The following is a 13,494-nucleotide window of genomic DNA, read 5'->3' as shown; positions in this document are numbered from 1 at the left end:
TATGAGCTTTTCTGTTAACTATATGGCTGGTGGGCGATTTGACGCACCTTACTTCCCTACAAAGACAGAGCCATTTATCCAGGGGCGGAGAATTGGAATTTATAATGACATCCATATAGATAAGTTTTCAGTACCGTTCGAAACGGAAATGATTTCTTTTTCTATCGCTGCGTCACATTACAGTGATAGGGACTATTGGAATTTATTTATTAATGGCCAGCAAGTATTTAAAGAAGTTTATGTAAAAGATGTGCCGGAGGGTTTTAATTTCTCCGTTGTAAAACCTATACCTACTAATGCGGAAGTAAAGTTCGAATACCACAATGCATCCGCAGATAAAAAAACTATATGGCTTAATTACCAGCTATTAAGAGATTAGGAGCGTGAAATAGATGGCATACGTTGAAAAAATAGTTACAGAAGCAGACTTTCAAAATTCACTCATAAGTTTAATGACCGAAAATGGTTGGAAGAAAGTCAAAAACTTTTATAAATACATTCATAAAGTAAAAGAGCAAGGAAGCAAAGATAACATTACTAAACTGTATAAATATTGGTGTGCAAAACATGTTATCTTACAAAATTCAGATGGTGGCATGTACGGAATCGTTCAAACTTGGGCTTGGGAGACTAAAACAAAACTAAATATTGATTTATCTACAGATGAAGGGAAAACAGAATTCCAATCTTATGTAGAAGATAATCCAAGATATAAAGATCGTTCTTGTATGTATCTATACATGATAGAACATGTTCCAAATTATCAAGACAATAGCATGATTCAAATGGGTGCTCAAGACGGTGTGGAATTTCAATCTATTATGGACGTGGAATTAGCTGAAGTAAAGGTGACTTCAAATAGAAACGTAAATCCTGAAAGTGGGGAAGTTTATTACACATATTCCTACGAATATACAGATCAACCTCAATTGATGATGTCCCCTTGGGTAAAATGTTCATTTAGAAACCCTAAACTAATAAATATAGATGCCGATTCAAACTGGTGGCCAGATTCAATGGTTCGTATTACGGGACAAGTAGATAAATCTCGTGTGGTTCTTCTAATACAAGCTGATAGAACGCCTGCTTTCGATAATAACTCTGTTCCTGTAATTCCTGTTTATATGGGGAAATTAGAAAGTTATGCAGCTGATGATACAATTGCCGATGCTCTTTGGGCAGGAACGGCTAATGACGCAGGTGATGAAGCAAGCTCGCATAAATATGACTTTGAAAGTAAAACTCCATTTAGAGATGTTAAAAAATATATGCCAAGGACAAAATCGTATCCTAAAAGCCCAGGTAACGGTATTGATAACATCATAATCAAGCGATCACGTTTTGGAGCAAGATATCAAGCTCATTATCTAGCGTGGAATGTTCCGCCTAACATGATGCCACCAGATAGAAAAAGTACGACAGGCGGCCAATATCCGAATGCATGGCAAAATCATGAGAATGATGAATATAAATATCAATTTAATCCTTCTGTTTACAGCAATAAAGTCCATACGTCACGAGCTTATATTGTTCATCCAGAAGAAGGTGTTCGTGGTTATATGCCTTATATCGTTCTACTATCACCTTTAGGTTTATTAAATGGAGATAAATTGAAAGTAAGACAAAATACTTGTCCAGATACTCATGACATTTATCGTTTCTTTACAGTCGATGCAATTTCACCAATTACAAAATTACCTGCTACTGCTTATCGACCAGCTGGATTAGGAATTTACGAAAAAACAAGATAAAGGCGGATGAATATAAATGTGGTTTGATAAAGTAACGTATTTGCAAACATTACCAAATGACTTAGAAAAAATGTTTACCACTAATGGATGGAGTAGAAAACTATTTTTTAGGATTCGTAGTGGTATTAGTAAGTTTATTGATGTTCGTTTATTTGAAGCAGCTGGAAGTGATGGAGAACGTAGAAAACTAGGTGTGGCAACCGCATACGATACGAACCTATCAGATTTTACCGATAATCGATACATTACAGCTGATTCTCCATTAGGGAAATTAGGTACAGGTGACGGTACAAAGAAAGACTTTCAAATGCCTGTATTTCCAGTCACAGAAAGCTCTCTTATTATTTATATAAATAGTATCGTAAAAGATAAAAAAGGTTACACAGTGAATGGTCGTACTGGAGAAATTAAGTTTACTGACGCGCCAGCGAAGAACGATAAAATTACATACGAATGCCGACTTGCTAGTGACGCTTATGAGCCTTCTAACGATATGATTTTCTTCACTTACAGCCAATACTTTATTGAAAAAGAATTAAAACTATCAGATCAAGCAAGTAATTTAGGGAATGGGAATGGAACAAAAACAGAGTTCCAATATCCATTCCCTAATTTTGATGAGTCACGCACCATTTTTTATAAAAATGATGTCATTATCTCACCAGAAGAATACACATTTACCGAAACAAAGATTGTATTTAAAAAAGCACCTGCAAGTACAGATAATATTAAAATGGTTGGCTTCTATACAGTTGAACCTAAAGCAGATGGAACCATAGATACACTAACAACAACGAAATCTTTTGATACAGAGGATATGTTAGCCATTATGAATGAAGTGTATTCAGCGTTAAATTTCGCCAATCCTTCACCGTATACACCGATTAGTTTCACACCAGAAAAACGATTTACAAGAGACTGGAAACGAGATTCTGTTGTTTACATGTATGGAAATGCCAATAGAGATCGTATAGCAATGTTTATGCGCGTAGATCCAACACCTGCTCCTGTTCGTGCTTTATTCGTCCCTGTTTATATTGGCCGAATGTACACATTTGATAATGCTCCACGAAGAAATATGATAATCGCAGCAGGTTGCCGTACAGGTGATCAATTTTCGTATTCTGCCAATAAAAAAGTAGGAAATGCAACAATAGATTATGGAGAAAATACAAGTAATGGTAATGAAACGGTACAATTGGCACAATCTTATACAGGCTCTATGTACCAACATCATTATCTTTCTTTCCATACTCATAATATGGCTGTTGATAATGGGCAGGGGCGCTTTAATCCGTCTGTGTATAGTGGCAAATACCATTTATCTCAAGTCTATATTGTTCATCCTAATGATGGGTATGTGGGTAAATTAGATGATATTTATGCCGTCCATCCAAAAAACATCCAGCAAGCTGATGAATTAGAAATTGAAAAAACAGTTTCTAATGAAGTTTTAGGAAAAGGTAACGGGGTACGAAAGGTGTTTCACTTAGAACACAAACCTAAAGGCGATACCTTGAAGATATTACGATCTTGTATTGAGGTTCCAAAGGGAGAATATGTGTACAATTCCGATGATAAAACCATTACATTTAATGAACCTCCGGTAAATGATGCTGAAATTATAGCTTATTATGAAATGGCGCAATTATACCGTTATACATTACCAACAACACCTGTTTCACCGATGACACAAGATAAAGCAACGCCTTTCAATCCAATTGGCTTAGCGATCTACAAAGAAGATCTCTAAAAATAAGGGGGTAGCAGAAGAATGAGTGAAAAAGTTTATTCTATTGCTTCCCCTTCTATATGTACCAAAGAAAAAAGTCATGTTGTCGCAATTGGTTCTGGACCTAATAGAAATGAGAGAACCTATTCTTTTTCTATTACTCCGGCAAACACAGAAAATAAGAATGATGTTGAGTATCCGATTTGCATCGCTCCTTACGCAAGGCATAAGGCGGTTACAGAGGATAATGCAATGGTCACTGCGACGAAAGTACGACCTAAGAGATTCTTATTTAGTGCCCTTGAGGTAACGAATAGACAAAACGAAATTGATGCTTCTATTTCTAACACAACTGATTTTGAATTAAATCGAATTATTGATGTGGCCAATTTGGAAACGCAGCAGTCGCAACGTATTGATAGTATTCCAATACAACTTATTTCTGCGGACGAATCCATTCAACATGAACGAATTTTCGATATAGACCATATCGAAGGGGTAGAGAGCGAAAGACCAAATGAAAGAACCGCAGTTGTGCATCATACAGATGAATTACAACTTATAACCAGAGAATACGAAGCAACTCAAATCATAAAGCAGGATATATTAAAAAATACATTACGTGAATTCGTAGCTGCCGGTGTCGATGAATTACCAGAATGGGTAAAAGTCGCTCGTGTGCTATATGGCGAAGAATTTTATGAAGAGGTAAGTCAAATTGTAACTAGGGAAATGCAAGGAGAATATAACGAGGGCGCTATATCAAATATCGTTTCTCCAGCCATCGATGCAGTAATTAACACAGAAAATATCGGTGAAACAAAACGAGAAAGCATTGAGGCTCGTTGCCCAGATGATTACGAAACATTTGCAACTGAACATGAATTACAAGCTTCCATAGAAGAATTTGATTTATTCGATGGAATGGGCATTCCTGTTTATCTTCCTGATTACGAATTATTTGCTAGGATTCAAAGGGAATTGGCGACGAACATTGAAATACAACATGATTTTGAACGTACGGCAATAATAGAAAATGCTGATCTACTTCCAAGTGAAGATTTAACAACCGCAGAAAGAAATCCTGTTATAGATGCTACTCATATAAAATTTGACTCTTCTATTCGGATGAAGGAACTTTATGGCGATTCTATTATGATAGAAGACTCAAATAAACAAGTGGGTGTATTTGCTACAGAAAGCAGCGAACCGTATACATTCGAAAGAATAAATGATCAATATGCTGATATTGTACAAATTCATAATTCCGAACTAATCATACAAGAACTTGAGTCTATTCTTCCTGATACACAGGTATCTGTAAAGAAAGAAAATGTATTTACAGCCGAGGTTACAAATTCACAAGAAAGCGAAATATCTTTGCGTATTTTATCGGTTGAGGACATCGCTGTAAGTACCACTGCACTAAAAATACAAAATACATTTGAAGTGATAGAAAGCAGCAAAGAGGAATTTATAAGATTAACCGAATTAACAGCAAACATTGCACATATAGACGGTGCTGATCGCTTATTAAATGAATCACAAGCGGATGTAATTGAATTAATTAGTGCAGACAAGGAAGATTCGCCAGTACTTGTAGATGTATCTGAAAGCATTTCATCCGAATTAACAGCACAAGATATTCTTACTACTATAGAAGACCATGATGTTATTGCTAATAAAACAATAAAAGAATTACCAGCTTCCATAGAAGAATTCTATTTGTTCGAAGGTATGGGGATTCCTGTATACCTTCCTGAATTTGATTTATTCGGCCGTATTCACAAGGAACTAGAAACACGCATTACGCTCTTTGAAGACACTTCTAAACTATCACAAATAATGCAGATGCAAATAGATCAAACAGTTGTATCCGAAAAAGTAGAAAAAGAACTTCTAACTATAGCAACCGAAGAAGTAGCTTCTGACATCGTTCCAGTTACCTTAGATGCTGAATGTATCGATTTAGACGCTTCTTTTAAACAAAATACACAACAAGCTCTTATTACAGAGCAAAAGTCCTTTAACGGTATACGTGAATTTTATGGTGGAATTATTTCTGAAATAACACTAGCAGATAGGGATGTTATAACAGATACAAATGTAATTGAAACTGTAGATGCAGCAAGAGAATCTGAACAATATGCAACCGTTAGTGAATATGAATTATTAGAGCGACAGGATGTTGTAGAAGCTGTTACTAGCGAATCAGATACGTTTGATAGAGAACATGAATTAGAGAGTGTTACAGAGGAATATGAGCGATTTGAACGCATACCAGAACGAGAATCCGTTATAGAGGATACTGAACAATTCAAAATGGAGAGAGTACTAGATACAGAAAAACCAGATGAATTAATAGTTATCGAAAAAGAGAATGATGATCCGAAGTTATGGCTACGTCATAGCCGCCAATCATGGTGGACAAACTCAAACTGGAAGAAAACGAGATAAAGTGAAGGTGATAGAATGGCAACACCCCAATTAGGTAATAGTTTACCTAGTCCAGAATTAGGATGGACTCGCAAGTTTTGCAATAAATCTAATGTTGGTACCTTTTTTAAAAATATCCGCGTAGTAAATAATAATTTTTACGCAAGCTGGATGTATATAGGTGACGATGCAAAACCCACTGAAGAAAGTTCTTGGTATAATGTCTCATCTATTAGAGGTTCTGATGATGATATGTTTTCTTTCGAATTCACTGGGACTTCTTTTCGAATACTGCAAAAGTCTTATACCACAAATCGTCGTAATATTATGGTAAGAATAGATAATGGAATCTGGATGGATGGTTCCGTAATTCGCGCCAATAATTCAAAATTTAGAGTTTGTTTCGAGAAATTAGACTTACCTAGGGGGACTCATAAAGTAGAGGTAATTGCTTATGGGTTCACTGCTGGTTCTCTTGATAGCGACAATAATACAATGATTAGTGCTATTGATTATGCAGATTTAAGTGCAAAAGTAGGGGATGTTCTAAAAGAACCCGAACCTGGTTGGAAACGGTTTGATGATTCAGATCCATTAATTAGTTATGCCGGTCCATGGTCTGCAGCAGCCAATACTCCATTAGATAATTATAATAAAACGCTTCATATTAAGGACTATCGTAATAGCACAGCTGCCGAATTCAAATTCACATTTAAAGGAACTGGCATTCGACTTATAGCTACTTTAAGTGATGTCTCTAACTTTAGCGTAGAATCAACTATAACGATTGACGGTGCATCTGAAACTTTTAAAGGATATCATCTACCCTATACCATCCAAGGATTAGCATTTCAAAAATTAAATTTGCAAGATGGAATTCATACCGTTAAAGTTTCCACACCAGCCTTTATATTTGATGCTGTTGATATTCAGAATGGTGAATTGATTTCACAAGATGTAATAACAAAGCCAAAAGTGTCCTTATACGAAAAAGAAAGCGGGAAGATATTTGTAGATGATTTTGATTTCGTAAATCCAAAATGGCTTATGTCACCATCAAATGCATTTAACAATGCTGTGAAAAAAGGGTTCTTACGTATGAATCATGCTGATAATAAAGACGTTATGCTTTTAATCGATAAGCCACAAAGTAACTTTGCAATACAAGTTATTGCGGATTATGCTCCTACAAAAGAAGAGGATCAAGGTGGCTTACTAATCTATCAAAATGAAAAGAATAAAGTTGAGTTTCTTGAATCCTATTCTGCTAATAGTTCACAAAGCAATAAAGAGTGGATGGCAATGTGTAAGGAAGATCAATGGGACTTTTACACAAAGACAGATACATTTTTTGATTATGCGGATAACGATTCATTAGCAGCAAAAAGAATTGGTGTTGTTCTAAAAAGAGGAACTGCAGAGGGATTTGTACCGCTAGACATCAATAAAATCATTATGACAACAAGCAACATGTTACGTCTGCGCCAACTATATGGTAATTATAAGGTTGTATTAAAAGATGCTGCAGGTAATACCCTTTCTTCTAACATCGTAGCTGTAGCTCATACAGGCATTGATATTCTACTTCCTTCCTTGGAGTTTGAAGGAATCATAGAAATATATGATGAGGAAAATGAACTACTAGCAAAGAAACAAGCTACCTTCTATGGTGGGGATATGTATTGTATGGGTTCATCCCTACAAATCAAAATGGATAGCAATGAATTAAATACAACGGATCCAACGAATTTAGGTTACATGGTGAATAATGAGCGTATTGTAAAAATGACTATCGTAAATGATAACATTGGTGCTGCTACAAATATAAAACTATCCATTCAGCAGTACATGGAGAAAGTCGGTTATACCTGGGCACTCATTTCATTAGATGGTACTAACTATTCGAATGAAATACAGATTGATTCAGTTGCTACACAAGATACGCGTGATTTTTGGGTGAAAGTTGTGAAGGATACAAATTTCCTAGCATTCGAACCGATTTATTTTAATGTTCATCTAAAACATAATTGAGGTGAATACCATATGGGAACTGTAATGAAATTATATAGATATACATCCGAAAGTGAGATTACTCCATCCATCCTTATTGAGAGGAATGTACAAATTACAATTGAACCAGGGAAAGTTTTGTACACCCCATTGGATGTAGGTTGTAATAAATACGATATTCGTACAATTCAAGTTACAAATGACTCAAACGTTGAAGCAATGCTATTTATGTACGACCAAAAAGAGAATGGGAATCAAATTTATAAAAGTTTATCAGAAAAAAGAACGTATGATATTTTAGCCATTCCTTGCGAGGATAAAGATCATACAAACAAGGTCCATCTCTATATAGAAAATAGGGGCGTAGCAACCTCTATTTTTAATGTTTCTATGAAAGCAATACGTTTAAGTTAAGGAGGAACATATAAAATGACAAATAAAATTTGTAAGTTACACAGACTAGAGCGAAGAGAAGTTTTTATGAAGATTATCGATGAAATGAAAAAGGCTGGATGGCAGCAATTAAATGCTGACAGAGTGGATAAAAACAATGTTTTTGTTATGTATTCTACAGGTAATGACGGAACCAAAAATAATTACATTGAGTTACGACCTTATGATACGAACTCAAAAAATTCATCATTATCTAGTCTGTATGACATAAGGGAACCGAATGTAAAATATACAGATGGTAGCTTCAGATTGATTAGAGGATATGATAAAGAGAGTGGGAACGGAACCGGAGAAGAATCTTGGTACTCACTAGTATTTCATCATGGGAAACCATATTCTAACAATATTGCAACTCTTTTAAATTTTGATAAATATATGGTTGATCTATATCTATATGTTGATAAAGATACTGTCATTTATTGTGTGTATGCGAATGATGATGAAATCCCATCTGATAAGGGAAAAACAACGATTGGTTTTATAGGTCTTCCTGATGAATTCTATCAGCCAGAACTATTTTCACCTTATTCATATCCTTTTAGTGTTTTGTTAAGTTGTGGAGCCTATTCGCAAAGCGCTGCACATGTAAATAATAGAAGTAAATTTGCTTCGCTCGCATCAACTTCTCGTGTAGTATCAACATTCTTTTGGGATAAGGTCTTTTTAAAAGCACCTTCTAATGAAGGGAAAATAGTTTTTACACCACTGTATTTAGGAGATACGAATGATGGATTTAGAGGAAAATACGATGGCTTTTACATATACAAAGGGAGTGGCTTTATTTACGGTGATATTGTAGAAGTGATTGAGAATAATGAAGTTCAAAAATACAAATTATTTTATACGTATGCTCCAACTGTAAGTGGACAATACAATTCATTTGTTGAACATGCTGTAGCTTTACGGATCGAATAAGCAGGAGGTAAGTATATGGCAGTACTTCAAGGTATCATCATATCTCCAACAACGCTATATCATGCTGGATTACGTGAAATAAATACACATCGTCAAGGTACTATAGTCAATCCAATTGATTTTTCACATGTAGGAGTTAGGCAACTTCTCAAACATCAAGGGGTTATTTTAAATCCCGATGATTGGATTCGAACAGGTATTAGACAGATTTCCACCCGTCAAGGTGTTATGCACAATTTATCTCAAGGTAAGAGAGGAAATTCTGAAAAAGAAGTAATGAAACCACCACGTACTGAACCACTAGAATACGCGTGGAAGAAAATGAACATATAACTTTATCGAAATTGAGCGTGCTGCAGCAGGCTTTTTTATTTTGACTTAATTTTGAAAGGAGGTGAGAACTTGGAAAGAATTCACGAACTCATCAAGGCATTGAATATAAGCGATGTTATTACAAGTACTCAATTTAAAGTAGGTGGTGCTATAGGCGGTGGATTAGGAACAATAATTAATTTGTTATACGGTAAAGCGAACTTAATTTGGATATCGATCTATTGCTGGATTATCATGCTCGACTGGATTACGGGTAGTAAAGCTTCAAAGATAGATGGAACATACTCATCACAATATGGAATTGAGGGCATCACGAGAACCGTGGTGCTTTTATCATTACCAGCCCTTGCACATTTATTTGATATCGCTCTTAAACTACCTGATTTCTTTTTCTTCATGGTAGTAGGTGGATTGAGTTATCACATTTTTAATAGTTTCGCAGCAAACTGTGCACGAATTGGCTGGGAAAAATGGATTCCTGCATGGTTATTAGAAAGTGTAGCATCCGAAATTCAAGCAAAAATCCAAAGAAGTGATGCACGAAAAGAAAAACATAACACCAAATAAAAAATACACGCCTTACATAAGGAGAGCATTGTCAAAAGACGGTGCTCTTTTTGTTTGGCAAAAAGGGGAAAATACACAATGAAAAAACCAATTAAACTATTTAGCTCTTTATTTATGACTCTATTACTCTTATTTTCGTTTGCTACGGCTTCATTTGCCGATAGAGTACTAATCATCCAAGACTTACCGAAACAAGCATATCGCTACGGTGTGGGCGCTTATGAGGGCGTTGTAGCACATAGTACTGCAACACCAGAAGCACCAGCAATTAATATTAGAAATTACGAAGCTAGAACATGGAGAAATGCATTTGTACATTATGCTGTAGATTGGAACGAAACAGTCCAAATTGCTGATACTAAATATGTTGCTTATGGTGCTGGACCAGCTGCAAATAAAAGATTTGTTCACGTAGAACTTTCTGAAACTAGCAACCCAGATAAATTTAAATCTTCTTACGAACGTTATGTAAAACTATTAGCTAAGATTTTAAAAGATAGAGGGATTCATCCAAACAAAGGTTTATGGACACATAAAGATATTACTTACAAATTAGGTGGAACTGACCATGAAGATCCGATTAATTATCTTCGCAGTCATGGTGTATCAGAATCACAATTCAGAGCGGACGTACAAAAGGCGTATGAAGGCGCAACAGTTACAGTTAAACCAAAACCACAAGAACCATCTCAAAACGTTGTAGGCGCAACAGGAGTAGCTTACATTGATGGGTTTAACGTAAACCTAAGAAGTGGACCATCAACAAATCATGGTACTATCCGTCAATTAAGTGGAGATGAATCATATCAAGTATGGGGAAAACAAGGTGATTGGTTAAATCTTGGCGGTAACCAATGGATTTATAACAACTCATCTTACATTAAATATCACAGGGAACAAACTTCTGCTTCAAGTTCTGTAGAAGGTAAACGTGTTGTTTCTAAAGTGGACAACCTTCGTTTCTATGATTTTGCTTCTTGGTCTGATAAAGATGTAGCAGGAACGGTAGATGAAGGGCTTGGATTTACTATTGATGCTAAAGTATCCGTTAATGGTTCACCTCAATACAAGGTACACAACAGTAAAAGCACAATGTACTATATAACTGCAAATGAAGCCTATGTGTATGTGAAGTAGAGCAAAGGGTATGCCCAAACTTGGGCATACCCTTTTTTTGAGATTCTATCCGATTGCTAAAGCAAAACTGTATAACAACCAGGGTTTCCGTAAACGAATTGAAACTCTACGCCAACAGCAATCACAAACACCTACATCAAAACAGATAAAACGTGAGATGACTGACAATAATAAAGATATAATTATAGAATCGTTAAAGCGAAGAATTAGGAAAGTCGAAGAAGAAAACAAACAATTACGGAATCAATTAAAAGTAGCATACGCAGATGTATACCAACGGATATAAGTAAATAGAAAGATGTAATTTTATCGTACACACTTAACATTTATTACTCTTTTAATTAAAGGTATAGGAAACTTCACACAAGTTCCCCTATACCTTTGATCATATTAGCTTTTCTGGTCAGAAGGATGATCAATTGAATCAGCTAGTTTATACCAACTCTGTACAAAGAAAAGAGAAAATATAGAACATATATTTCTAGTAGAATTCTATGTTATGCTGTTAACCTAAATATTTGATAAATTAATTCTTTTTGATTTTGAACAAACTAATCACGTAAATCAATCTGTTCTTTTTTATCATATATGTGCTTTTTACTTCTCCAAGAATGGATATATATGTGAAAAGACCTTAGTCTTAACATAGAATGTACACGTTTCTTAATAAAGTGTTACTCTTGTTCTACAATGCTATTCAAATATTTGAGAGGTCTCGTTTGGGTCATAGTAACATATTACATTTCTAAATTATATCTATACGTTATCAGATCAACATAAGCCAATAACAATTAGTTAATGGAAGATTAGGTGCCTCTGAGATTACTGTTGTATTATATCCCACAATAAAACTAGCTGGTACAGTTGCAGAAGCCCATCCTGCAGTGAAAAATTGGTTTGCAATTGTATTACTCGAACTGAAAATAGGTGTTTGCCCGGTAGAACTCGAGTCAATTCCGATAATTCCCTTTCCAGCGGTATTTTGAACACTGTTTCCAATAACTTCAATAAACTTAAAAATATTAAAATTAGCATTAAACAGTAAGACAGGTACATTTCCTTCATTAACTGTTGTATTGCTTAGAAGAAATAATCCGAAATTTGTACCAATAAATTCTTCAATTACTAATAGATGTCTCAATGTAAAAGGAGAAGAATTATCTTGCTTATTATTGCTTACTATTAAATTCCCTTGTAATGTACCAGAATTAACAGCTATATTAGTAATGATAATAAATCTGCATCGCGTGTTACCTGAGTCAGACACAAAGGTATTACTGTCAATAATACTTTGCCCTGAAGTAGAGGAAATAATGATATAGAAGTATCCATTGTTAGGTGATGCAAGGGGCGCATAAGTAAAGTTGCAATTTGTTATTTGAAACTCAGTTGCTACAATAGCGATACCGAGTTCACATACTGAAATTTCACAACTATCGATATATATACCTGTTGCTGACAAATTATTAATTGAAATAACAGACTCAACTCCTAAAACCGATGGGAAATCTTGGACGATAGACATATTTCGGAAAATAACATTGGATACTGTAACATTAAACATAGAGACTACAGTATTCAAGGTAGTAATAACGGTAGTTGCCCCTATTCCTTGCCCCTCAATTGTTACTGATTTATTAACAGTGACAGTGGATGTAATTATAAAAGTCTCAGCATCAAGCAATAGTCTATCACCGTTATTAGCCACAGCTAAAGCTGCATCAATCGTCGTATAGGTTTGCGTTGACCCAACAAGGATTGTGTTTCCGGTAGGAGCTGGAATAGCTCTGACCATCGGAGGAACTGGCTGAGAGAGCTTATAATACGTGATCCCTGTGGATAGGTCAATGTAGATATCCCCTAAATCTCCAATGGCGCATGTTGGAGCACCAACTCCTGTTAAAACCGTAGTACCTGTGGGTCCTGTGGGTCCTGTGGGCCCTGTCGGTCCTGTGGGTCCTGTGGGTCCTGTTGGTCCTGTTGGTCCTGTTGGTCCTGTTGGTCCTGTGGGTCCTGTGGGTCCTGTTGGTCCTGTTGGTCCTGTGGGTCCTGTTGGTCCTGTGGGCCCTGTGGGTCCTGTGGGCCCTGTTGGTCCTGTGGGTCCTGTTGGTCCTGTGGGCCCTGTCGGTCCTGTTGGTCCTGTCGGTCCTGTGGGCCCTG

Annotated in this window: 11 protein-coding genes and 2 pseudogenes; 11 read left to right on the top strand and 2 right to left on the bottom strand. The window is 35.9% G+C overall.

Going from position 1 to position 13,494, the window contains the following annotated elements; genetic code table 11:
- Position 1 precedes the first annotated feature (1 nt).
- The 11 genes and pseudogenes from ACXY7N_RS01815 to ACXY7N_RS01765 form a co-directional block, all read left to right on the top strand.
- Positions 2 to 379, top strand: coding sequence for a Low copy number virion structural protein (locus ACXY7N_RS01815; RefSeq protein ID WP_488592243.1), 378 nt, complete (start codon positions 2 to 4; stop codon positions 377 to 379).
- A gap of 13 nt (positions 380 to 392) precedes the next feature.
- Positions 393 to 1,751 carry a hypothetical protein gene (locus ACXY7N_RS01810; RefSeq protein ID WP_488592242.1) on the top strand — a complete coding sequence of 453 codons (1,359 nt, stop codon included), beginning with the start codon at positions 393 to 395 and terminating at the stop codon, positions 1,749 to 1,751.
- Positions 1,752 to 1,767: 16 nt separating this feature from the next.
- The gene (locus ACXY7N_RS01805) at positions 1,768 to 3,504 is read left to right on the top strand and encodes a hypothetical protein (protein ID WP_000264165.1); all 1,737 of its coding nucleotides are present in this window, start codon (positions 1,768 to 1,770) and stop codon (positions 3,502 to 3,504) included.
- A gap of 21 nt (positions 3,505 to 3,525) precedes the next feature.
- The gene (locus ACXY7N_RS01800; RefSeq protein ID WP_488592241.1) at positions 3,526 to 5,940 is read left to right on the top strand and encodes a hypothetical protein; all 2,415 of its coding nucleotides are present in this window, start codon (positions 3,526 to 3,528) and stop codon (positions 5,938 to 5,940) included.
- Positions 5,941 to 5,955: 15 nt separating this feature from the next.
- The gene (locus ACXY7N_RS01795) at positions 5,956 to 7,950 is read left to right on the top strand and encodes a hypothetical protein (protein ID WP_000235138.1); all 1,995 of its coding nucleotides are present in this window, start codon (positions 5,956 to 5,958) and stop codon (positions 7,948 to 7,950) included.
- A gap of 12 nt (positions 7,951 to 7,962) precedes the next feature.
- On the top strand, positions 7,963 to 8,343 hold the full coding sequence (locus ACXY7N_RS01790; RefSeq protein ID WP_000537593.1) for a hypothetical protein: 381 nt from the start codon (positions 7,963 to 7,965) through the stop codon (positions 8,341 to 8,343).
- Positions 8,344 to 8,358: 15 nt separating this feature from the next.
- A complete protein-coding gene (locus ACXY7N_RS01785; RefSeq protein ID WP_000182366.1) occupies positions 8,359 to 9,297 on the top strand; it encodes a hypothetical protein in 939 nt (312 codons plus the stop codon).
- 15 nt (positions 9,298 to 9,312) lie between these two features.
- Positions 9,313 to 9,630, top strand: coding sequence for a hypothetical protein (locus ACXY7N_RS01780; RefSeq protein WP_000279751.1), 318 nt, complete (start codon positions 9,313 to 9,315; stop codon positions 9,628 to 9,630).
- A gap of 69 nt (positions 9,631 to 9,699) precedes the next feature.
- Positions 9,700 to 10,197: a phage holin family protein gene (locus tag ACXY7N_RS01775; RefSeq protein WP_000439584.1), complete on the top strand. Its 498-nt coding sequence runs from the start codon at positions 9,700 to 9,702 to the stop codon at positions 10,195 to 10,197.
- Positions 10,198 to 10,275: 78 nt separating this feature from the next.
- Positions 10,276 to 11,334, top strand: coding sequence for an N-acetylmuramoyl-L-alanine amidase (locus tag ACXY7N_RS01770; RefSeq protein WP_488592240.1), 1,059 nt, complete (start codon positions 10,276 to 10,278; stop codon positions 11,332 to 11,334).
- Positions 11,335 to 11,386: 52 nt separating this feature from the next.
- A pseudogene (locus ACXY7N_RS01765) lies at positions 11,387 to 11,620 on the top strand (DUF6262 family protein); the annotation flags it as partial.
- A 480-nt stretch (positions 11,621 to 12,100) separates the two neighbouring features.
- On the opposite strand, the gene ACXY7N_RS01760 reads toward ACXY7N_RS01765, so the two are convergent.
- Positions 12,101 to 13,129, bottom strand: a complete 1,029-nt coding sequence (locus tag ACXY7N_RS01760; protein ID WP_098063890.1) for a cell surface glycoprotein — start codon at positions 13,127 to 13,129, stop codon at positions 12,101 to 12,103.
- Positions 13,130 to 13,246: 117 nt separating this feature from the next.
- Positions 13,247 to 13,494, bottom strand: a pseudogene (locus tag ACXY7N_RS01755) (hypothetical protein); the annotation flags it as partial.

This window comes from Bacillus sp. 5w2 (assembly GCF_054353775.1).
This window is presented reverse-complemented; position numbering and strand designations above follow the sequence as displayed.

Coding starts and splice junctions, on each gene's coding strand:
- ACXY7N_RS01790 (WP_000537593.1), top strand. CDS start 7,963: ATGGGAACTGTAATGAAATTATATAGATATACATCCGAAAGTGAGATT.
- ACXY7N_RS01810 (WP_488592242.1), top strand. CDS start 393: ATGGCATACGTTGAAAAAATAGTTACAGAAGCAGACTTTCAAAATTCA.
- ACXY7N_RS01800 (WP_488592241.1), top strand. CDS start 3,526: ATGAGTGAAAAAGTTTATTCTATTGCTTCCCCTTCTATATGTACCAAA.
- ACXY7N_RS01760 (WP_098063890.1), bottom strand. CDS start 13,129: ATGGTCAGAGCTATTCCAGCTCCTACCGGAAACACAATCCTTGTTGGG.
- ACXY7N_RS01815 (WP_488592243.1), top strand. CDS start 2: ATGAGCTTTTCTGTTAACTATATGGCTGGTGGGCGATTTGACGCACCT.
- ACXY7N_RS01785 (WP_000182366.1), top strand. CDS start 8,359: ATGACAAATAAAATTTGTAAGTTACACAGACTAGAGCGAAGAGAAGTT.
- ACXY7N_RS01770 (WP_488592240.1), top strand. CDS start 10,276: ATGAAAAAACCAATTAAACTATTTAGCTCTTTATTTATGACTCTATTA.
- ACXY7N_RS01780 (WP_000279751.1), top strand. CDS start 9,313: ATGGCAGTACTTCAAGGTATCATCATATCTCCAACAACGCTATATCAT.
- ACXY7N_RS01805 (WP_000264165.1), top strand. CDS start 1,768: ATGTGGTTTGATAAAGTAACGTATTTGCAAACATTACCAAATGACTTA.
- ACXY7N_RS01795 (WP_000235138.1), top strand. CDS start 5,956: ATGGCAACACCCCAATTAGGTAATAGTTTACCTAGTCCAGAATTAGGA.